Annotated in this window: 17 protein-coding genes; 11 read left to right on the forward strand and 6 right to left on the reverse strand. The window is 70.7% G+C overall.

Annotated elements, in window-relative coordinates; translation table 11 throughout:
• The first annotated feature begins 7 nt into the window (after positions 1-7).
• Positions 8-1,231 (forward strand): RluA family pseudouridine synthase, encoded by a 1,224-nt coding sequence (locus tag RUR49_RS02060; RefSeq protein ID WP_409144671.1) that lies wholly within the window; start codon positions 8-10, stop codon positions 1,229-1,231.
• A gap of 130 nt (positions 1,232-1,361) precedes the next feature.
• Positions 1,362-2,261 carry an RNA polymerase sigma factor RpoH gene (gene rpoH, locus RUR49_RS02065; RefSeq protein WP_409144672.1) on the forward strand — a complete coding sequence of 300 codons (900 nt, stop codon included), beginning with the start codon at positions 1,362-1,364 and terminating at the stop codon, positions 2,259-2,261.
• Between the two features lie 75 nt (positions 2,262-2,336).
• Here rpoH and RUR49_RS02070 read toward each other — a convergent pair whose 3' ends face one another.
• The 4 genes from RUR49_RS02070 to RUR49_RS02085 all read right to left on the reverse strand — a co-directional run bounded on the left by RUR49_RS02070 (position 2,337) and on the right by RUR49_RS02085 (position 9,199).
• On the reverse strand, positions 2,337-2,849 hold the full coding sequence (locus RUR49_RS02070; protein ID WP_409144673.1) for an MGMT family protein: 513 nt from the start codon (positions 2,847-2,849) through the stop codon (positions 2,337-2,339).
• 194 nt (positions 2,850-3,043) lie between these two features.
• The gene (locus RUR49_RS02075; RefSeq protein WP_409144674.1) at positions 3,044-5,305 is read right to left on the reverse strand and encodes a sulfatase-like hydrolase/transferase; all 2,262 of its coding nucleotides are present in this window, start codon (positions 5,303-5,305) and stop codon (positions 3,044-3,046) included.
• 178 nt (positions 5,306-5,483) lie between these two features.
• Positions 5,484-7,745: a sulfatase-like hydrolase/transferase gene (locus RUR49_RS02080; RefSeq protein ID WP_409144675.1), complete on the reverse strand. Its 2,262-nt coding sequence runs from the start codon at positions 7,743-7,745 to the stop codon at positions 5,484-5,486.
• Positions 7,746-7,897: 152 nt separating this feature from the next.
• Positions 7,898-9,199: a DUF3422 family protein gene (locus RUR49_RS02085; RefSeq protein WP_409144676.1), complete on the reverse strand. Its 1,302-nt coding sequence runs from the start codon at positions 9,197-9,199 to the stop codon at positions 7,898-7,900.
• 234 nt (positions 9,200-9,433) lie between these two features.
• Between RUR49_RS02085 and RUR49_RS02090 the strand changes: the two genes are divergently transcribed.
• From RUR49_RS02090 to RUR49_RS02120, 7 genes are all read left to right on the forward strand, one after another.
• Positions 9,434-10,306: a Hint domain-containing protein gene (locus RUR49_RS02090; RefSeq protein ID WP_409144677.1), complete on the forward strand. Its 873-nt coding sequence runs from the start codon at positions 9,434-9,436 to the stop codon at positions 10,304-10,306.
• 72 nt (positions 10,307-10,378) lie between these two features.
• Complete coding sequence (locus tag RUR49_RS02095) at positions 10,379-11,527, forward strand: Hint domain-containing protein (protein ID WP_409144678.1); 1,149 nt, start codon at positions 10,379-10,381, stop codon at positions 11,525-11,527.
• 334 nt (positions 11,528-11,861) lie between these two features.
• On the forward strand, positions 11,862-12,476 hold the full coding sequence (locus RUR49_RS02100) for a Hint domain-containing protein (protein WP_409144679.1): 615 nt from the start codon (positions 11,862-11,864) through the stop codon (positions 12,474-12,476).
• Positions 12,477-12,824: 348 nt separating this feature from the next.
• A complete protein-coding gene (locus RUR49_RS02105; RefSeq protein ID WP_409144680.1) occupies positions 12,825-13,637 on the forward strand; it encodes a (Fe-S)-binding protein in 813 nt (270 codons plus the stop codon).
• 16 nt (positions 13,638-13,653) lie between these two features.
• On the forward strand, positions 13,654-14,160 hold the full coding sequence (locus RUR49_RS02110) for a DUF6653 family protein (RefSeq protein ID WP_409144681.1): 507 nt from the start codon (positions 13,654-13,656) through the stop codon (positions 14,158-14,160).
• Positions 14,161-14,186: 26 nt separating this feature from the next.
• Positions 14,187-15,608, forward strand: coding sequence for a LutB/LldF family L-lactate oxidation iron-sulfur protein (locus RUR49_RS02115; protein WP_409144682.1), 1,422 nt, complete (start codon positions 14,187-14,189; stop codon positions 15,606-15,608).
• The gene (locus RUR49_RS02120; RefSeq protein WP_409144683.1) at positions 15,605-16,288 is read left to right on the forward strand and encodes a lactate utilization protein C; all 684 of its coding nucleotides are present in this window, start codon (positions 15,605-15,607) and stop codon (positions 16,286-16,288) included. Before RUR49_RS02115 ends, RUR49_RS02120 begins: the two co-directional genes overlap by 4 nt.
• A gap of 68 nt (positions 16,289-16,356) precedes the next feature.
• Here RUR49_RS02120 and RUR49_RS02125 read toward each other — a convergent pair whose 3' ends face one another.
• The gene (locus tag RUR49_RS02125) at positions 16,357-16,809 is read right to left on the reverse strand and encodes a hypothetical protein (protein ID WP_409144684.1); all 453 of its coding nucleotides are present in this window, start codon (positions 16,807-16,809) and stop codon (positions 16,357-16,359) included.
• Between the two features lie 109 nt (positions 16,810-16,918).
• The gene (gene hrpB, locus RUR49_RS02130; RefSeq protein WP_409144685.1) at positions 16,919-19,384 is read right to left on the reverse strand and encodes an ATP-dependent helicase HrpB; all 2,466 of its coding nucleotides are present in this window, start codon (positions 19,382-19,384) and stop codon (positions 16,919-16,921) included.
• A gap of 122 nt (positions 19,385-19,506) precedes the next feature.
• On the opposite strand from hrpB, the gene RUR49_RS02135 reads away from it, so the two are divergent.
• Together RUR49_RS02135 and RUR49_RS02140 are read left to right on the forward strand one after the other, a co-directional pair.
• Positions 19,507-19,767, forward strand: a complete 261-nt coding sequence (locus RUR49_RS02135) for a hypothetical protein (protein ID WP_409144686.1) — start codon at positions 19,507-19,509, stop codon at positions 19,765-19,767.
• Between the two features lie 3 nt (positions 19,768-19,770).
• Entirely contained in the window at positions 19,771-20,346 is a 576-nt protein-coding gene (locus RUR49_RS02140) for a type II toxin-antitoxin system VapC family toxin (protein WP_409144687.1), read from the forward strand.

A 20,346-nucleotide genomic window follows, 5' to 3' on the forward strand; every position in this document is an offset into this window, starting at 1 on the left:
GCGCCTTATGGCACGAGCCCGGAAGCTTGGCGAGACGCGCGGACGCACTGCGGACGGTCGCACGCGCAAGGACGCGGCGGCACCGGACGCGGAGGTCGAGCGCCGTCCGCAGCTGCCGTCTGCCGCGTCCCGATCCCTCGAGGTCGAGCCGGACGCCTTCGAGGACGCGGACGACGAGGTCGTCGCCATCGCCGAAGCGGCCGTCCCTGACGACGGCGCGGCCCCGGCCGACGCCGCCCGCACCGTCGAGGCCGTCGTCGCCGAGACCGACGCCCGCGTCCGCCTCGACGTCGCCTTCGCCGCCGCCTCGGGCCTGAGCCGCGCCCGGGTGCAGGCGCTCGTCAAGGCCGGCCACGCCCGCATCGACGGCCGCACCGTCGACAACGCCTCGCTGAAGCTCAGCCCCGGCGCGCGGCTCTCCCTCGACATCCCCGCCCCGGCCGACGCGACGCCTCTCCCCGAGGCGATCCCGCTCGCCATCGTCTTTGAGGACGCCGAACTCGTCGTCGTCGACAAGCCGGCCGGCCTCGTCGTCCACCCCGCCCCCGGCAACGCCACCGGCACGCTGGTCAACGCGCTGCTGCACCACTGCCGCGGCCAGCTCTCCGGCATCGGCGGCGTGCGTCGGCCCGGCATCGTCCACCGCCTCGACAAGGACACCAGCGGCCTCCTCGTCGTCGCCAAGACCAACCGCGCCCACCAGAGCCTCGCCGCCCAGTTCGCCGACCACGGCCGCACCGGCGACCTCGAGCGGCGCTATCTCGCGATCGTCTGGGGCGTGCCGGCGGCGGCGGCCGGCACGATCGACGCCGCGCTCGCCCGCGATCCGCGAAACCCGATGCGCCGCGCCGTCGGGAAGGGCGCCTCGGCGAAGCACGCCGTCACCCACTGGCGCCTCCTCGAGCGCTTCGCCGGCGCCGACGGCTCGGCCATAGCGAGCCTCGTCGAGTGCCGGCTGGAGACGGGCCGCACCCACCAGGTGCGCGTCCACATGGCCCACCTCGGCCATCCCCTCCTCGGCGACGCCGACTATGGCGCCGGCTTCCGCACGAAATCGGGCAAGCTCGCCGAGCCGGCCCGCACGCTCGTCGCCGCCCTCGACCGGCAGGCGCTGCACGCCGCGGGCCTCACTTTCACCCATCCCGTCACGGATTCCGTGCTGTCGTTCGAGAGCCCGCTGCCCCCCGACCTCGCCGCGGTGGTGGAAGCCCTGCGCAAGCCGCAGGGCTGAGGATACGGAACAACGGGGCGGGGTCGCGATTTCGACACGAAGACCCATATCAATGGGTTCGCGTGCCCCGCGTGGGACGCCGCCCGAACGGCCATGAGGCGACGGGCGACAGAGGAGGAGGGTGCCTTCGATGGCCCGATCCGCATTGCCTGCCATCGCCTCCGGCGAGGCCGGCCTTTCGCGTTATCTGACTGAAATCCGCAAGTTCCCGATGCTGGAACCGCAGGAAGAATTCATGCTCGCCAAGCGCTACGCCGAACACGGCGACAGCGCGGCGGCCGAGCGGCTCGTCACCTCGCATCTCCGGCTCGTCGCCAAGATCGCCATGGGCTATCGCGGCTACGGCCTGCCGATCGGCGAGGTCATCTCCGAGGGCAACGTCGGCCTGATGCAGGCCGTCAAGCGCTTCGAGCCCGACAAGGGCTTCCGCCTCGCCACCTACGCCATGTGGTGGATCAAGGCAGCGATCCAGGAGTACATCCTGCGCTCGTGGAGCCTCGTGAAGATGGGCACCACCGCCAACCAGAAGCGGCTGTTCTTCAACCTGCGCAAGGTGAAGGGGCAGATCCAGGCGCTGGAAGAGGGCGACCTTCGCCCGGATCAGGTGGCGGTGATCGCCGAGAAGCTCGGCGTGCCGGCCGAGGACGTCATCTCGATGAACCGCCGCCTCGGCGGCGACACCTCGCTCAACGCGCCGATCCGCGCCGAGAGCGAGGGCGGCGAGTGGCAGGACTGGCTGGTCGACGATTCCGCCAGCCAGGAGGACGTGCTCGCCGAGAGCGAGGAGCTCAACGCCCGCCGCACCATGCTGAAGGGAGCGCTCGGCGTGCTCAACGAGCGCGAGCGCCGCATCTTCGAGGCGCGCCGCCTGTCGGAGGACCCGATGACGCTGGAGGACCTCTCCGGCGAGTTCGGCGTCAGCCGCGAGCGCGTCCGCCAGATCGAAGTGCGCGCCTTCGAGAAGGTGCAGGACGCCGTCCGCAAGGCGGCGGTGGAACACGAGCGCCCGCGCGCCGACGCCCACGTCTGAACCGACGTCTGGGTCCAGTCTTTCCGCCGATCCGGGAGGCGCCCTTCGTGGGCGCCTCTTTTTTTTGTCCCGGCTTCAGCGGCTCGCCGGCGCCTCGTCCTCGATGGCGCGCGCCGGCCGGCGCGCCTCGTAGTCGTAGACGGCGAGTTGCCGGCGCAGCGGCGAGACGCGCAGCCCTTCCGCCTCGAGCAGCGCCGCCTGCCGCTCGACCCCGCCGGGCAGCTTCGGATTGAGGAAGCCACCCTTGCGCAGCACGCGCCACCACGGCGTCAGCTCGCCCTGCGGCACCCCGCCAGCACGACGCTCCTCGGCGGCGCGGGCGGCAAGGTTCGCGAAGATCGCCGTCGACACCGGGCAGGCGACCGCCACCTTGTAGCGCCGCGCCAGCGCCGCGCGCAGGTCGTCGAGCGTGACGACCTCGCCGGGCCCGACGGCGCGGATGAGGCCGTCCACTTCGGCCGGGCTCGACACCACCATGGCGCCGCCCTTCGCCTCCGAATAGCCGGGCGCGCCCGGCGGGATGAGGTGGACGATGTGCGGTTCCCGCCCGCCGTCCAGATGGTCGATGGCCGATTTCTTCCGTGGCATGGCGTGCACCCGTGCTTCGTGGTCCGGGTCGAACCAGCTAGCGCACGATGGGCCGTTTGAGAACAAGGCCGGTTTGTTCGAGCTTTGTCCCGCGATCGCTCTCCTGTCACCGGCCAGCAAAAAGGCGCCCTCTCGGGCGCCTTTCCATGTCGCTCTCGGTGGTGGGGAGGGAGGTCCCCTCTCCTCGCCAGTGGTCAGCGCAGGGCCGCGGCCCGCTTCAGCACCCTGCCGGCTTCCGCCGTGCAGTCGGTGCCGAGGTTGTCGTTGATGATCTGCAGGTCGGCATCGTTGGTCAGCCCGTCGACGTTGATGTCGTAGCGGCTCGGCCCCTTGTCCTGGAACGAGGTCCAGCCGGCGACGTCGAGGTCGTCGACCTTCATGTCCATGTTGCCGTCGCCGATCGCCGTGCAGGCGTTCTGCGGGTCCGCCGAGGCCCGGATCGATTCCAGTTCGGCATAGAGCGCCTGGAAGCGGGCGAGGTTCTTGTCGGACAGGCACTCGGACGGATCGGAACCGCAGTCGGCGGCGAGGTTGGCGTTCGCCTTGTCGAGGCCGGTCGGGTTCGTCTTCGTCACCTTGACGTTGTAGAGTTCGTAGGTGGTGGCGAGGTTGTATTCCGCCCACGGGAACGCCGGCGTGTCCCCCTCCTGCAGCGGCGCGGCGCAGTTGGTGTTCTGCATCTCGACCAGCTTGAAGTTCGCGTCACGCACCGCGGCCTGGTTGACCGGGAAGATGGTCTGCCCCTGCGACGGGTCGATCACCGCGCAGCACGAGGTCTGCTGCACCGGGGCGCCCGGGCCGTACCAGGTGCCGTTGTTGTTGACGCAGAGCGACTCGGTCGGGAACAGCACGTCGTTGCAGCTGTTGCCGATGTAGCAGGGCCAGCTGCGCTCCTCGGGGTCGGGCGTGAACACGCCCGGGCCGAGTTCCGCATAGTTGGTCTTGCGGATCGGCGCCTGGTCCGGCCGGCGGACATAGGGCAGCAGCGGCTTCGAATCGAGGATCGTCGTTGCCGGCACCGCCTGGTTGACGTTGACGTTGGCGAAGGCGCCGAAGAGGTGGAAGAGGTCGGCGATGTTGACCATCGCGTCGACGTCGCGGTTCGGCTCGACCACGAAGTCGCCCGAGATGATCAGCGGCACGCGCACGCCGGTCTCGTAGACGAAGCCCTTGGCACGCGTCAGCGAGAAGTCGGACTCGGTGCGCACGGTCGGCCCAAAGCTGCCGTTGTCACCCACCAGCACCAGCGCGATGCCGGTGAGGTCGAGGGTCTCGATGGTCTTGCGGTTCTTCGACAGCTTGGCGCGGCCGATGCCCTCGAGGAAGCGGCCGATCTCGACGTCGGCGGACTCCAGCATGCCGTTGATCAGCCCGCGCGGCGACACCGCGGCGAGGCAGTTGTAGGGGTCCTGCATGCCGCCACGAACCAGCTGGTTCGGCGCCGGCTGCAGCGGCGTGTGCATGGAGTTGTAGCTGACCGTGAGCATCTTCTTGCCCTTGGTGGTGGTCCACCAGTCGACGGCATTGTCGCTCTGCACGGTCGTCATGTACTTGCGGATGGTCTCCTGGTCCGTGCACTGCGGCGCGGCATAGGGAGAGCGCGCCCTGTTCAGCGTCACCTGCGGCCAGACATAATAGGCGTTGTCGACGCTGAAGGCCGACTTCTCCGGCTTGTCGGCGCCGCAGCGCTCGCCCGGCGTGAAGATGCCGCCGGTCTGAAGGCAGGTCTCGGACGGCGTCGTCTGCGGCCGGGCGTTCTTCTCGCGGATGTACTCGCAGGAGATCCTGTTGTTCGCCCCGAGCGAATAGCAGGCGCCGTTCTGGGTGGTCTGGAAGAAGCCGCAGGTCTGGCTGCCCGTCGGATCGACGCCGCCGGCCGTGTAGTCGGTCGACGGTGGCCCGGGGGTCAGGTTGCCGATGAAGGCGTCGAAGCCGCGGGTCGAGGGGGCGCAGGTGCCGGCCGGGTCGTTCTCGTCACCGAGGTGGTACTTGCCGACCATCGCGCTCTTGTAGCCGACGTCGCTGAGGAGCCGCGGCAGCGTCGCCTCGAAGGACGACAGGTATGTCTGCGGGATGTGGTTGTCGACGATCGCGTTGGTGACGCCGGTGCGCAGCGGATAGCGGCCGGTGAAGAAGGTGGCGCGGCTCGGCGAGCACTGCGGCATCGCCCAGGCGTTGGAGAAGCGCACGCCCTGCTCGGCGATCTTGGCGAGGTTCGGCATCTTCGGCGGCGTCCTTCCGCCATAGCCGAACAGGCCGAGCTGGTCGATGCCGACGTCGTCGAGGATGATGAAGATGATGTCCTTCGTGGCGCCGCCCGGCAGGCCGACGGGCGTGGCCGCGTCGGCGGCCGAGGTCGCCGCGGCGGCGGGCAGGACGGGCATCGCCGTCATCAGCGCCGCCACCATCGCGGTCCCTGTCAGGAGCCCGCGTCCGCATCGTCCCAAGATCGTCATGGCGTTCTCTCCAGTCTGCGGCGCTTCTGATCGCCGTCTTCGATTCTCGCCGCCTGAGACGAACGTTTCACCCGACTGCGCGCGCAGCAGGTTACGGCATAGGCAAGCCCCGGCGGAGCAGCAACAGGAGACTGCTCCGGAACGGACCGAACCCCGCACACCGCGCCCCGCCGGCGCATCAGGGCAAGGCGGCGGCGCGCTTCAGCACCGCCCCCGCATCTGCCGTGCAGTCGGTCCCGAGGTTGGCCTCGATGATCTGACGGTCCTTGCCGTCGGTCAGACCGTCGACGTTGATGTCGTAGCGACTCGGCCCCTTGCCGCGGAACGCCTTCCAGCCGGCGATGTCGAGGTCGTCGACCACCATGTCCATATTGCCGTCGCCGATCGCCGCACAGGCGTTCTGAGGCTCGGCAGAGGCGATCGTCGCCTTCATCGCGTCATAGAGCTTCTGGTAGCGGCCGAGGTTGGCGCCGGTAAGGCAGGTGGTCGGATCGTCGGGGCAGGCGCTGGCGAGGTTGTCCTTGTCGAGACCGGTCGGGTTCTTCTTCGTCTTCCGGACGTCGTAGAACTCGGTCGCCGTCTTCAGCCCGTACTCCGCCCACGGGAACGGCTTTGGATCACCCTCCGCGAGCGGCGCCGCGCAGTCGGTGGTCTGCGTCTCGACGACCTTGAAGCTCCGGTCGCGCGTCGCATACTGCTGCATCGGGAATATCGCCTGGCCCTCCGACGGGTCGATGACCTGGCAGCACGAGGTCTTCGCCTCCTCGATCGGCGTCGTCGCGGACGGGCCGTACCAGGTGCCGTTGTTCTCGATGCAGACCGCCTCCGACGAGAACAGCACGTCGTTGCAGGTGTTGCCCGCCAGGCACGGCCAGCTGCGCTCGGACGGCTCCGCAGAGAAGACGCCCGGCCCGATCTCGGCGAAGCTCGTCTCGCGGATCGGCTGCTGGTCCGGCCGGCGGACGTAGGGCAGCAGCGGCTTCGCGTCGAGGATCGTCGTCGCCGGTACCGCGTCCTTGACGTTGACGCCCGCGAGCGCCCCGAACAGGTGGAACAGGTCGACGATGTTGACGATGTCGTCGACGGTGCGGTTCGGCTCGACGACGAAGTCGCCGGCGACGATCAGCGGTATGCGCACGCCGGTCTCGTAGACGTAGCCGGCGGCGAACGCGAACGAGAAGCCGTCGGCGGTGCGCACCGTCGGGCCGAAGCTGCCGTTGTCGCCGATCACCACGACCGCGAGACCGCTGAGGTCGAGGGTCTCGATGGTCTTGCGGTTCTTCGACAGCGTGGCGCGGCCGATGCCCTCGAAGAAGCGGCCGATCTCGATGTCGGCGGCTTCCAGCATGCCGTTGATGAGCGGGCGCGGCGAAATGCCGGCGAGGCAGTCGTAGGGATCCTGCATGCCGCCGCGGGCGAGCTGGTTCGGCGCCGGCTGCAGCGGCGTGTGGATGGCATTGTAGCTGACGGTCAGCATCTTGCGGCCCTTGGTGGCTGACCACCAGTCGACCGCGTTTTCGCTCTGCACCGTCGTCATGTAGCGGCGGATCGTCTGCTGCGCGTCGCACTGTGGTGCCGCGTAGGGGGAAAGCGCCTTGTTCAGCGTCGTTTGCGGCCAGACATAGTAGGCGTTGTCGACCGCGAACGCCGACTTCGCCGGCTTGTTCGCGCCGCAGCGCTCGCCGGGCGTGAAGATGCCGCCGGTCTGCAGGCAGGTCTCCGACGGCGTCGTCTGCTTGAGGGCGTTCTTCTCGCGGATGTACTCACACGAGATCCTGTCGTTCGCCCCGAGCGAGTAGCAGGCGCCGTTCTGGGTGGTCTGGAAGAAGCCGCAGGTCTGCGTGCCCGCGGGGTCGACGCCGCCGGCGGTGTAGTCGGTCGACGGCGGTCCGGGGGTCATGTTGCCGATGAAGGCGTCGAAGCCGCGCGTCGCGGGCGCGCAGGTGCCGGCGGGGTCGTTGACGTTGCCGAGGTGGTATTTGCCGACGAGTGCGCTGACATAGCCGGCGTCGGAGAGGATGCGCGGCAGCGTCGCCTCGAACGACGACAGGTAGGTCTGCGGCAGGTGGTTCTCGGCGATGGCGTTGGTGACGCCGGTGCGGCTCGGGTAGCGGCCGGTGAAGAACGCCGCCCGGCTCGGCGAGCACTGCGGCATCGACCAGGTGTTGGAGAACATCACCCCCTGCTGGGCGATCCGGGCGATGTTGGGCATCTTCGGCGGCGTGTTGCCGCCGTAGCCGAACAGGCCGAGCTGGTCGACCCCGACATTGTCGAGAACGATGAAGATGATGTCCTTCGTGGCGCCGCCCGGCAGGCCAACCGGCGCCGCCGCGGTGGTCGCCGAGGTCGCCGCACCGGCGGAAACGGCGGGCAGCGCGGTCGTCAGCGCCGCCACCAGGGCGGTTCCGCCGAGAATCCCGCGTGCCCATCTGCCCAGCATCGTCATCGCCTCCCCTCCAGACCGCGGCCCGTCCGGTCGCCGTCTGTGCAGCTCTGTTACGGTGCCCCCGGGACGATCCTTCGCCGACTCGCGATCCTACGTCACCTCGCAGGCTCGTGACCCGGGAGGGCCCCGCCTGCGCCCGGCCGCCGTCAGACCTCGCCGTCGCCGCGATCCTCGTCGGCATGGCGGCGGCGGATGCGCCGCACCACCAGCCACAGCAGCAGCATCACCGGCACGACCGCGATCGCCGCCGCAACCGACGGCTCCGGCATCGGCAGGCCGGCGTCCTTCGCCCCCTTGGCGAGGTAGGCGACGAGGCTGACGACGTAGTAGCTGACCGCCGCGATCGACAGCCCCTCCACCGTCTGCTGCAGGCGGTACTGCATGCGGGCGCGCAGGTTCATCGAGCGCAGCAGGTTACGGTTCTGCTGCTCGATCTCGACGTCGACGCGGGTGCGCAGCAGGCTCGTCGCGCGGGCGAGTTTGGTGGCAAGCTGCGACTGGCGGTCCTCGATCGCCTGGCAGGTGCGCATCGCCGGGCCGATGCGCCGCTGCAGGAAGGCCGAGATGCTCGAATAGGCGGCGATGCGCTCCTCGCGCACCGAGTCCAGCCGGTCCCGGACGATGCCGTAATAGGCGCGCGTCGCGCCGAACCGGTAGGCGCTGGCGGCGACGTCCGCCTCGAGCGTCGCCGCGTACTCGCTGAGCTCGTCGAGGAGGCGGCTGTCGTCCTCGAGCCCCTTGCTCTCGCGCATCGCCGCCGAGGCGTGCGCCAGCCCCTCCTCGATGCGCCGGACCGACGGTCCGAGCCGCTGCGCCTCCGGCAGGCCGAGGAGGGCGAGCGTTCGGTAGGTCTCGATCTCGAGCAGCCGCTGCACGGTGGCGCCGGCGCGAGCCGGGGCGAGGCCGCAGTCGAACAGGCGATAGCGTGTGAAGCCGTCGGCGTCCTCGCGGAAGTCGGTGGCGGCGATGGCGTTGCCGTCGACGACCCGGACCACGCAGAGGCTGACGGGATCGAAGTCGGCGAGCGCCACCTCGAGGTCCGCCGGCTCGGGCAACAGGTCGAGACGCGTCGCCACCATCAGCGGGCCGGGCTGTCGGAAGCCGGGGCCGAACGGATGCGGCGGCAGTGTCCGCGCGCTCCAGCGCACGTCGAAGGTCCAGGTCGAGAACTCCGAGTGCTGCTCCCAGCGCAGCGTGCCGCCGAGGATCGGGATGGCGACGTGGCGGGCGTCCGGCCCCGGTCCCGGCAGTCCGAGGCGCGTCGACATCTCCGACAGCAGCGCCCTATCGGCGGTGATCCCGGCGGCGTCGGTGAGGAAGGCGAGATGCAGCACCGTGCGCGGCGGCTCGATCAGCTGGAACGGCCGCGCGTGCACCTCGCCGAGCACCGCCGCGCGCAACGGATGCACCTGAAACCGCGGCGCCTCGCCCTGAGCCGGCCCGTCCATCCGATCCCCCGCCGCCATCGCCGATCCCAGTACGCCCGCTGTCCCCGCGCGGACCATAGCCGAGACGCGGCGGCGGCGGGAGCGGTGGCAGTGAAGACGGAGCGGATCCCGGCGCCGCCGGGGCCGGAGACCAACCCGAAGTCGTGCCCGAGCCATCTCCACCGCGTTTGCGAGCTGCGCTATGGTTCCGGTCGCCTTCGAACGATCCCGAAGGCTTTGATTCCGAGGGGAACAATGGCGTCCTACAGCGCACAGTATTACTACACCCTGACCATCGCCGATGGCGTCGCCACGATCGCAGGCGGTCCCTTCTCGATGGGGGACCCCTACGTGCTCGTCTCCCAGGAGGAGCCGGGACCCGGCGAATTCTCGCCCGGTGACCTGATCGACGCGAGCGGAAGCGCGGAGACCTATACCGGATACACGTCCGAAGGACCGGTGACCGACGATCAGTTCCTGTACACTGACAATGGTAGCCTGACCGCCGGTCAGGAGCTCGCCTACACGGACGCGGCCTTCACCGTCTGCTTCCTGGCCGGCACGATGATCGCGACGCCCGCCGGCGAGACGCCCGTCGAGAGCCTCGCCATCGGCGACCTCGTGCTGACGGCCGACGGCCGCGCCGCGCCGGTGCGCTGGGTCGGCGTGCAGACGGTGGTCACCCCCTTCGCCGACCGGCTGCTCTCGTACCCGATCCGCATCACGGCCGGCGCTCTCGGCGAGGGCCTGCCGGTGCGCGACCTGCTGGTCTCGCCCGACCACGCCCTCTTCCTCGACGGCGTGCTCGTCCAGGCCAGCGCCCTCGTCAACGGCACCACCATCGTCCGCGAGACGGCCATGCCCGACCGCTTCACCTGGTTCCACGTCGAGCTCGACGACCACGCCCTCATCCTCGCCGAGGGCGTGCCGGCCGAGACCTTCCTCGACACCGTGACGCGCCGCCGCTTCGACAATTTCGCCGACTACGTGGCTCTCTATGGCGACGCGGATCCGCGGCTGGCGGAGATCGCCGTGCCGCGCGTCAAGTCCGCGCGCCAGTTGCCGCGGGCGCTGCGCGAGCGGCTCGCTCTCGCGGCCGGCGGCGCGGTGGCGAAGGCCGCCGCCTAACGGCAGGAGCGGCGCCGGCTGGGGGGCCGGCGCCGACGCCCCATTCGGGCGCGGGAGGAGGGGGGTGGAGGAATGACGACCTACAGCGGCCTGACGGCGCTCGAGGGCACGCTCGACCCGGCGACCGATACCTTCACCACCGACGAAGCCCTCAACATGCCGACGCACGCCACCGGGGACTTCGCCCCCGGCGGCACCGTCACCGTACCAGAATACGACCCCGGTGACTTCACCTATGTCGGCTACGGCCCGGACGGCTGGATCGGCACCAGCACCACCTGGGGCACCGTCTACTTCACCAAGACCGCCTTCGCCGATGCCCCGTCGAGCTTCACCTACGAGACCGGCGCGTTTCCCTATTATGCGGCCAACGTCACCGCCACCGGCACGATCGACCCCGACACCCAGACCTTCACGGTCGATGAAGTGGACAACATGCCGACCGAGGTGATGGGCGACTTTGCCCCGGGCGGCGTCCTCGACGTCCCCGAGTACGTTCCCGGCGAGTTCGACTATGTCGGCTACGGCCCGAACGGCTGGATCGGCTACAGCGACACCTGGGGCTACGTCTACTTCACCACGGACGCCCTCGAGGATGTGCCGGCCACCTTCACTTACGAGACCGGCGCCTTCGTCGTCTGCTTCCTAGCCGGCACCATGATCGCGACGCCTTCGGGCGAGGTGGCCGTCGAGGACCTCGCAATAGGCGACCATGTGCTCACCGCCGACGGGCGCATCGCGCCGGTGCGCTGGATCGGCTTGCAGACGGTGGTCGCCCTCTTCGCCGATCGGCTCCGCAGCTTTCCAGTCCGCATCACGGCCGGCGCGCTCGGCGAGGGCCTGCCGGTGCGCGACCTCTTTGTTTCGCCCGACCACGCCCTTTTCCTCGAAGGCGTCCTCGTCCAGGCCGCCGCCCTCGTCAACGGCACGACCATCGTCCGGGAAGCCGCGATGCCGGAGCGGTTCACCTGGTTCCACATCGAGCTCGACGACCACGCCCTCATCCTCGCCGAGGGCGTGCCGTCGGAGACCTTCCTCGACACCGTGACGCGGCGCCGCTTTGACAACTTCGCCGAGTACCAGGCGCTCTACGGTGACACCGGCGCCGTCATCGCCGAGCTTCCCGTGCCGCGCATCAAATCCGCCCGCCAGTTGCCGATGGCGCTGCGCGAGCGGCTCGCGGCGCGAGCATCTCAGTTGGTGGCAGTAGCTATCGCATAGCGCCGGCAGATCTGGTTCATTCTTTGGGGGAAAGCCGATGGCAGACTTTACTCTCTCGCAGTCCGTATTGTATTCCGGCGGAGACAAACTTGCGGGCGAGACCTATGATCCACCGACATTTATCACCAATACGTTCGATGATAACCAGTTTCTCTTCAGCGATGAAATTCTCATAGACGTCGATGGAAGCTTGGTCATCGTTGGAACTTTTGCTGGCACGACGAGCGTCTCTGGGTCCTTGTTCGTCGTGATCGATGCTGGGGATGGGGACTATATTCTGTTCGGCCCTTCGACCCCCGATTATGCGGATTTTCCTGACGAATTCGCCGATCTGGTGATTGACGGGAGCCCCTTCACCGTCTGCTTCCTTGCCGGGACGATGATCGCGACGCCCACCGGCGAGACGCCCGTCGAGAGCCTCGCCATCGGCGACCTCGTGCTGACGGCCGACGGCCGCGCCGCGCCGGTGCGCTGGGTCGGCGTGCAGACGGTCGTGAGTGTCTTCGCCGACCGGCTGCGCAGCTTCCCCATCCGCATCACCGCCGGCGCCCTCGGCGAGGGCCTGCCCGTCCGCGACCTCTTCGTTTCGCCTGACCACGCCCTCTTCCTCGACGGTGCCCTCGTCCAGGCCGGCGCTCTCGTCAACGGCACGACGATCGCCCGCGAGAAGGCGATGCCGGAGCGCTTCACCTGGTTCCACGTCGAGCTCGAGGATCACGCCCTCATCCTCGCCGAGGGCGTCCCGGCGGAGACCTTCCTCGACACCGTCACCCGCCGCCGCTTCGACAACTGGGCCGAGTATGAAGCCCGCTACGGCGACACCGGCCCGGTGCTCGCCGAACTCCCCGCCCCCCGCATCAAGTCCGCCCGCCAGCTGCCGCAGGCGCTCGCGCGGCGGCTCGCGGCGCGGGCGGCGGCAACGCGTGACGACTTCGCCACGGTCGCGTGATCCGCACGGCAGTGTGGGGGTGGCTCACGCTGACGTGCCGCTCGCGGCCCCCCCTCCCTGCCCTCCCCCGCGAGGGGGGAGGGTTTGCGCCGAGATATGGGAAGCGACAGCTCCATCCTGAACGCCGAACGCCTCTCCCGTCAGGAGCGCAAAACGGCTGGCTGAAACCCTCCCCCCTCGCGGGGGAGAGCCTGCCCCGGACCTAATCCGGGGGTAGGAGGGCGCGCCGCGATCTCGGCGAAGGCCGTCGCGCACGAAACACGCCACACCCGTCGCATCGCCACGCTGCTGCGCTATCTGCTACCGTCGCCCCACCGGCGAGACCGGTCGCAGTCGCAGGAGTTCATCGTGCCCGCAGCCGGACGTCCGGCCCCCGCCACCACCGGCCCCAGCGCGTCCACGCCAGGACCCCGCGTCGGCCTGTTCGTCACCTGTCTCGTCGACCTGTTCCGCCCGACCATCGGCTTCGCCGCGGTGAAGCTGATGGAGGACGCCGGCTGCACCGTCGCAGTCCCGCGGGCGCAGACGTGCTGCGGCCAGCCGGCCTACAACTCCGGCGACCGTGCGGACGCCCGCGCCATCGCCGAGCAGGTGATCCGCGCTTTCGAGGGCTTCGACTATGTCGTCGCCCCGTCCGGCTCCTGCGCCGGCATGATCTCCCACCACTATCCGAGCCTGTTCGAGGGCGACCCCGCCTGGCACGGCCGCGCCGAGGCGCTCGCCGGGAAGACCCACGAGCTGACGAGCTTCCTCGTCGACGTGCTGAAGGTGACGGCGGTCGACGCCCGCTTCGACGGCTCGGTCACTTATCACGACAGCTGCTCTGGCTTGCGCGAGCTCGGCGTGCAGGCGCAGCCGCGCCGGCTGCTCGACAGCGTCGCCGGCCTCGCCCTCACCGAACTGCGCGACGCCGACGTCTGCTGCGGCTTCGGCGGCACCTTCTGCGTCAAGTATCCGGACGTCTCCGCCGCCATCGTCGGCCGCAAGGCGCAAGCGATCCGCGAGAGCGGCGCCGGCACCCTGCTCGCCGGCGATCTCGGCTGTCTCCTCAACATGGCCGGCAAGCTCGCGCGCGACGGGACGTCGATCGAGGTCCGCCACGTCGCCGAGGTGCTCGCCGGCATGGCTGATGGCCCGGCGATCGGCGCCCCGCGCCGCTAGCCGGACCGCGCACCCCATGCCCGCCCCCGCCCGCCTCATCGCCACGCTGTTCGCCATGAACGAGCGGACCTGGGAGCGACACGCGAGCCCGTGGAGCGTGTGGACGCGCATGGCGACCCTGCCGGTCCTGCTTTCGGCGATCTGGAGCCACTCCACCCTCGGCTGGTGGGCGCTCGTGCCGGTGGCGATCGTCGTCGCCTGGCTGTGGCTCAACCCGCGCCTGTTCCCGCCGCCAGCCTCGACGCGGAGCTGGGCGTCGCGCACCGTCCTCGGCGAGCGGCTCTGGCTCGACCGCGCCCGGCCGATCGACCCTGAGCACCGCACCGCCGCGACGGTCGCCGCCGGCGCCTCCTCGATCGGCTTCGTGGCGGCGATCTATGGTGCGGCCGTCAATGACTGGGGCTGGACGGTCGCCGGTGCGGCAGTGTGCTATCTCGGCAAGCTGTGGTTCATCGACCGCATGGTCTGGGTTTTCGAGGACGAGCGCCGGCGCGATCCCGCCGTCGCCGCCTGGCTGCGCTGACGGCGGCAAGGAGACGGGCGAGGCCCATGCAGACCACATCCCCCCGCTTCAAAGAGAACGCCGCCGAGGCGCTCGTCGACCCGAACCTGCAGCAGGCCCTCGGCATGGTCGAGCGCGGCTTCATCGTGAAGCGCCGCGACGCCGCCGCCGCCCTGCCGGAGTTCGACGCGCTGCGCGCCTCCGGCCGCGCCATCAAGGACCACGTGCTGGGAAACCTCGATCTCTACCTCGAGGCCTACGAGAAGAAGGCGACCGAAGCCGGTGCCAAGGTGCACTGGGCGGTCGACGCCGCCGACGCCCGCGACATCATCCTCGGCATCTGCCAGGCCGTCGGTGCGAAGACCGTCACCAAGGGCAAGTCGATGGTGACGGAGGAGATCGGCCTCAACGATCACCTCTCCGCCAACGGCATCACACCGGTCGAGACCGATCTCGGCGAATACATCATCCAGCTGCGCGGCGAGCACCCGAGCCACATCATCGCCCCCGCCATCCACCTGACGCGGGCGCAGATCGCCGACGACTTCCGGCGCGTCCACACCCACCTCGATCCCGCCCGGCCGCTGGAGGAGGCACCGACGCTGCTGGCGGAGGCCCGCGGCGTCATGCGCGAGCGCTTCCTCGCCGCCGATGTCGGCATCACCGGCGCGAACTTCCTCGTCGCCGAGACCGGTACCTCGATCATCGTCACCAACGAGGGCAACGGCGACCTGACGCAGATCCTGCCGCGCGTCCACGTCGTCGTCGCCTCGATCGAGAAACTGGTGCCGACGCTGGAAGACGTCGCCCAGATCGTCCGCATCCTCGCCCGCTCCGCCACCGGCCAGGAGATGAGCGTCTACACGACGCTGTCGACCGGTCCGCGCCGGCCGGGCGATCCGGACGGGCCGGAGGAGTACCACGTGGTGCTTCTCGACAACGGCCGCTCGGCGATGCTCGGCTCGGAGTTCCAGGACATGCTTCGCTGCATCCGCTGCGGCGCCTGCATGAACCATTGCCCGGTCTATGGCGCGATCGGCGGCCATGCCTATGGCTGGGTCTATCCCGGCCCGATGGGGGCGGTGCTGACGCCGGCCCTGATCGGCATCGACAAGGCGGCCCACCTGCCGAACGCGTCGACCTTCTGCGGGCGCTGCGAGGCGGTCTGCCCGATGCAGATCCCGCTGCCGAAGATGATGCGCCACTGGCGCGAGCGCGAGTTCGAGCGGCACCTGCAGCCGGGGACCATGCGCGCCGGCCTCGGGCTCTGGGCCTTCGTCGCCCGCCGCCCGGCGCTCTACCGCCTCGCCACCGGCCTCGCCGCCCGCGCGCTCGGGCTGTTCGGCAAGCGCAAGGGCCGCTTCGCCTCGCTGCCGCTCGCCGGCGGGTGGACGGCCCACCGCGACATGGCGGCCCCCGAGGGGCGCACCTTCCAGGACCTTTGGGCGTCCGGGGAGCGGCGGCGATGAGCGGCGGTCCCTCGGCGCGCGACGCCGTTCTCGGCCGCGTCCGCGCGGCGCTCGGTGTCGACAGCCGCGATCCCGGCCGCCGGGCCGCCATCGCCGACCGGCTGGCGGCCCACCGCGCCGGCGTCGTGCCGGCGCGTGGCCACATCCCGCCGGCCGAGCAGGTCGACCTCTACGAGAACCGCCTGAAGGGCGTGATGGCGACCGTCGAGCGCCTGCCGGAGGCCGCCGCGGTGCCGGCGGCGGTGGCCGCGGTGCTGCGCGACCGCAACCTTCCGGCGGCGGTCCGCATCGGCGACGACCCGCGGCTTGCCGCGATGCCGTGGGGCGCGGTGCCGACGCTCGCCGTGGCGCGCGGCCGCTCCTTCGGGGATGACCTCGCGGCCGTCTCGCACGCCTTCGCGGCGGTGGCGGAGACCGGCACGACGATGCTCGTCTCCGGTCCCGACAACCCGACGACGCTCAACTTCCTGCCCGACCTGCACATCATCGTCGTCGACGCCGCCGACATCGCCGGCGACTTCGAGACCGTCATCGCCCGCCTGCGCGCCCGCTACGGCGAAGGCGAGATGCCGCGGACGGTGAACTTCGTCACCGGCCCGTCGCGCTCCGCCGACATCGAGCAGACGCTGGTCCTCGGCGCCCACGGTCCGCGCGCGCTGCACGTGCTGATCGTCGGCTGACGCCATAACTGGTCTGTGGGGCAGACCAGTGTGGCCCGTCGACCTGTGCCGCGCTGTGCCGGCCGGCGTCAGCTCGGTTCCGGCACCTTCACGGCGTGGTCGGCGAGGCGCGCCTTCGCCGCGGCGACAGCCTCGGGCGGGAAATGGTCGGCATACTCGACGACGATCGCCTCGCCGGTGAACTCGGCATGGCCGTTCGCCATCAGTGCCTCGAAGCCCGGCGTCACCTTGGTGTCCATCGCCCAGTCGGTGAGGGTGGCGATCGCCCCCTTGGTGGCGATCTTGCGGCGGGTGTAGCTCGCCCGGCGTGCCTTGCCGTGCTGGCGGTGCAGCGTCTCCTCATAGGCTGCCACCGCCTGCCAGAGGCGGCGCTCGATCGGGTCGTCGACGTCGACGCCGGCGAGCTCGTAGAGGCGGCGCTGGCAGGCGAGCGCCAGCTCCGGCGCACCGAGGCGCTCGGCGTTCATCATCAGCGTCCGCACATCCTTCACATCGGTGAGAGTCGTCGGATCTGCGGCCATGGTCGTTCTCCTGTTCTTGCCTCGCGCGATGGTGACGCAATGGCCGGTGGTAGCAAGCACCAATCGCCAGTCCTGCTCGCAGGTGCGAGAAAAAAGATCGGCCGCCGGCTCAACTCCGCCGGTTCATCCTGACCGGCGGTGCGGACAGCGGGTCCTCCGGCCAGGCATGCTTGGGATAGCGGCCGCGGAGGTCGGCACGCACCGCGGCCCACGAACCGCGCCAGAAGCCCGGCAGGTCGGCGGTGACCTGGATCGGGCGGTTGGCCGGCGACAGAAGCTCCAGCACGATCAGCACCTTGCCATCCGCCACCGTGGGATGGCGGTCGAGGCCGAAGAGGTCCTGGACGCGCACCGCGGCGACTGGCGGGTCCCGGCCGTAATCGATTGAAGCGGAACGGTTTCCGGGCGTCTCCAGCTGCTCCGGCACGAGCCGGTCGAGCAGACGTTCGCCACCGGCCGGAAACAGCGCCGTCAGCGCCGCCTCCAGCTCCGCCGGCCGGATGTCGGAAAACCGTGTCTTTCCCGGGATATAGGGCGCCAGCCAGGCGTCCGCGGCGGCCGCCAGTGACGGGTCGGAAACGTCCGGCCAGCCGGGCACCGCAAACCGGTGCAGGAAACCCGCCCGCTCCCGCAGCCGCCGCAGCGCCGGCGTCCACGGCAGCCGGTCGAGACCGTGATCTCTGATCACGGTCATCAGCGCTGCTGTCGCCGCCTCGCCGACCGCCGGGATCGCCTCCTCCGCCAGCACCAGCCGGTCGAGCCGGCGGATGCGCCGGCCGCGCACCGAGCCGCTGCCGGCGTCGAAGCTCATCGTCTCGACCGTCTCGATATGGTCCTTGAAATCACTCTCGATTTCGCCTCGGGAGATCGGCGCCGCGGCGAGGATGCGCGCCGCTTCCGCCGAACCGGAAAGGTCCGCGACGGCGAGGAACAGCTCGCGCGCCAGCCCGTCGGCGGGATCGAGGACGGCACCACGGCCGTTCGCCAGCCGGAACTTGCCGGGACCGCCGCGCGCTTGCGCCAGCCGCTCGGGAAAGGCGAGCGCCAGCGCGGCGCCGGCCGATTCGACATCGCCGTCGCCCCGCTTGCCGCCGACGCTTGCAACGAGCCGGTCGGCGAGGCGGCGGGCGTCGTCGGCGCGCCTTCCGCGCTCGCGACCAAAGCGGCGCAGGCGCTCGCGCAGGTCGACATCGTCCCCGCCGAGGCCACGCTCCGACAGGAGGACAGCGAGGTCGGCGGCGAGCCCCGCCCTGCCGTCGGCGGCCGCGCGGTGAAGCATGTGGGCGAGCCGCGGCGGCAGCGGCAGCCTGCGCAGCGCCTCACCCTCGGCCGTCAGCCGGCCGGTGGCGTCGAGGGCGTCGAGCGAGACGAGCAAGTCCACCGCCTCCCGCCACGCCGGCCCAGGCGGCGGCTCGAGGAAGGCGAGCGTCGACGGGTCGGTGACACCCCAGGCGGCGAGGTCGAGAACGAGGCCGGAGAGGTCGCTGTCGAGGATCTCCGGGCGGTCGTGCGGGGCAAGCGCCGCCGTCTGGCCGGCCTCCCAAAGCCGGATGCAGACGCCCGGCTGCGTGCGCCCGGCGCGGCCGCGGCGCTGGTCGGCGGCCGCCCGCGACACCCGCACGGTCTCGAGCCGCGTCAGCCCGGTCGCCGGCTCGTAGCGCGGCTTGCGGGCGAGCCCGCCGTCGACGACGACACGCACGCCATCGATGGTGATCGAGGTCTCGGCGATCGAGGTGGCGAGCACGACCTTGCGGCGGCCCGCTGGCGACGGCCGGATGGCGCGGTCCTGCGCAGCGCCGTCGAGCGCGCCGTAGAGTGGTGCGAGGTCGACGTCCGCCGGCAGCCGGCCGCCGAGGCGCTCGGCCGTCCGGGTGATCTCGCCCTGCCCCGGCAGGAAGGCGAGGATCGAGCCCGGCTCCTCGGCGAGCGCCGCCAGCACCGCGTCGGTGACGGCGTCCTCCAGCCGGGTGCGGGCGTCGCGTGGCCGGTGGCGCGTCTCGACGGGAAAGGCGCGGCCCTGGCTCTCGATGACGGGGGCGTTGGCCGGCGCGCCTGAGGCCCCCTGCCCTCCACTGAGGAGGTTCGCAAAGCGGGCGCCATCGATGGTGGCGGACATGACGAGCAGCCTGAGGTCCGGCCGAAGCGCCCCGCGCGCCTCGATCGCCAGCGCCAGCCCGAGGTCGCCGTCGAGGCTGCGCTCGTGCGCCTCGTCGAACAGCACCGCCGCCACGCCCTCGAGCGACGGATCGTCGACGATCATGCGGGTGAAGACGCCTTCGGTGACGACCTCGATGCGGGTCGCCGCCGAGATGCGGCTCTCCATCCGCACCCGGAAGCCGACGCGCCGGCCGACGTCCTCGCCCAGCGTCTCCGCCATCCGCCGCGCCGCCGCCCGCGCCGCGAGCCGGCGCGGCTCCAGCACGAGGATGCGCCCGTCGCCGCGCCAGGGGGCGTCGAGCAGCGCCAGCGGCACCCGCGTCGTCTTGCCCGCCCCCGGCGGCGCCACCAGCACGGCGGCGCCCTCGCGATCGAGCGCGGCGAGGAGTTCGGGGACAACGGCGTCGATCGGCAGCATGGGTGGGGAAGAGGCCGGATGAGGGGTGGGAGTCAAGCGGCGGGGCGGCGGCGATGCTTGCCGCGGGGTTGTCCGTGTCAGACGAAAAGTTTAATCTGTCATTCACACGGTGGAGACAAGCCATGCAGACGTCCAGGCCATCGCCGCGCCAGCGGGAACTGCTGGAGCAGGCCAGCGAGGCCGGGCTGCTGTCCGGGGACAAGGCTGTTCGCGTCAGCTGCCGGGTCACCGGCTCCCTGATGGAGGCGGCGACGCGGCGCTCCGGCATCCGCTCCCGGACCGAGCTCATCGAGTATGCCCTCTCCAAGGTGGCCCTTGAGGACGACTATGGCGACCGGCTGCTCACCCTGAAGGGAAGCGTGCCCGCCGACGTGGACCTCTGACCGATGCGCGGCGCCGGCGTCGATCTCGGCCGCCTGCTGCGCCGGATCAAGCCGGACAAGGTCACCGGGCCACTCGCGCCGAGGGCCGACGCGGAGCTTCCGTTCGCCGAGCAGCAGCAGACCTTCGGCCCGCCCCTCCTGCTCGACACCTGCGTCTATCTGCACGTCCTCAAGGGACAGACACCCCCGGCGGCGGACCGCCTGATCTCCGGGCGGACGATCCTCCATTCCGCGGTCGCCGTCGCCGAGCTGACGCACCGGTTCGGCCGCAGGCCACCCGCGAACGAGCGTGAGCGGGCGGCGCGCGCCCGTCTCGCCGAGGCCATCGAGGCCATGTCGGCGCGACGCATCCATGCACCGGGCGCGGCGGCGTGGGCGGAGGCCGGCATTCTCGCCGGGCTGCTGCAGCGGCTGCGGACGCTGCCATCCGACAGCGCCCGCGCCTGCCTCGACGACGCGCTGCTCCTCGTGCAGGCCCGCGATCAGGGGGCCGCGGTCATGACGGCGAACCTGCGGGACTTCGACATCCTGCAGCAGCTCGTGCCGGCTGCGCAGGTGATCTTCTACCGTACCGCCTGA

This window comes from Pseudoxanthobacter sp. M-2 (assembly GCF_046156265.1).
Taxonomy (GTDB): Bacteria; Pseudomonadota; Alphaproteobacteria; order Rhizobiales; family Segnochrobactraceae; genus CAMDHY01.

What these genes read in the sequence shown, in the direction of transcription:
- RUR49_RS02060 (WP_409144671.1), top strand. Translation starts at nt 8, where the DNA reads ATGGCACGAGCCCGGAAGCTTGGCGAGACGCGCGGACGCACTGCGGAC.
- rpoH (WP_409144672.1), top strand. Translation starts at nt 1,362, where the DNA reads ATGGCCCGATCCGCATTGCCTGCCATCGCCTCCGGCGAGGCCGGCCTT.
- RUR49_RS02070 (WP_409144673.1), bottom strand. Translation starts at nt 2,849, where the DNA reads ATGCCACGGAAGAAATCGGCCATCGACCATCTGGACGGCGGGCGGGAA.
- RUR49_RS02075 (WP_409144674.1), bottom strand. Translation starts at nt 5,305, where the DNA reads ATGACGATCTTGGGACGATGCGGACGCGGGCTCCTGACAGGGACCGCG.
- RUR49_RS02080 (WP_409144675.1), bottom strand. Translation starts at nt 7,745, where the DNA reads ATGCTGGGCAGATGGGCACGCGGGATTCTCGGCGGAACCGCCCTGGTG.
- RUR49_RS02085 (WP_409144676.1), bottom strand. Translation starts at nt 9,199, where the DNA reads ATGGACGGGCCGGCTCAGGGCGAGGCGCCGCGGTTTCAGGTGCATCCG.
- RUR49_RS02090 (WP_409144677.1), top strand. Translation starts at nt 9,434, where the DNA reads ATGGCGTCCTACAGCGCACAGTATTACTACACCCTGACCATCGCCGAT.
- RUR49_RS02095 (WP_409144678.1), top strand. Translation starts at nt 10,379, where the DNA reads ATGACGACCTACAGCGGCCTGACGGCGCTCGAGGGCACGCTCGACCCG.
- RUR49_RS02110 (WP_409144681.1), top strand. Translation starts at nt 13,654, where the DNA reads ATGCCCGCCCCCGCCCGCCTCATCGCCACGCTGTTCGCCATGAACGAG.
- RUR49_RS02115 (WP_409144682.1), top strand. Translation starts at nt 14,187, where the DNA reads ATGCAGACCACATCCCCCCGCTTCAAAGAGAACGCCGCCGAGGCGCTC.
- RUR49_RS02120 (WP_409144683.1), top strand. Translation starts at nt 15,605, where the DNA reads ATGAGCGGCGGTCCCTCGGCGCGCGACGCCGTTCTCGGCCGCGTCCGC.
- RUR49_RS02125 (WP_409144684.1), bottom strand. Translation starts at nt 16,809, where the DNA reads ATGGCCGCAGATCCGACGACTCTCACCGATGTGAAGGATGTGCGGACG.
- hrpB (WP_409144685.1), bottom strand. Translation starts at nt 19,384, where the DNA reads ATGCTGCCGATCGACGCCGTTGTCCCCGAACTCCTCGCCGCGCTCGAT.
- RUR49_RS02135 (WP_409144686.1), top strand. Translation starts at nt 19,507, where the DNA reads ATGCAGACGTCCAGGCCATCGCCGCGCCAGCGGGAACTGCTGGAGCAG.
- RUR49_RS02140 (WP_409144687.1), top strand. Translation starts at nt 19,771, where the DNA reads ATGCGCGGCGCCGGCGTCGATCTCGGCCGCCTGCTGCGCCGGATCAAG.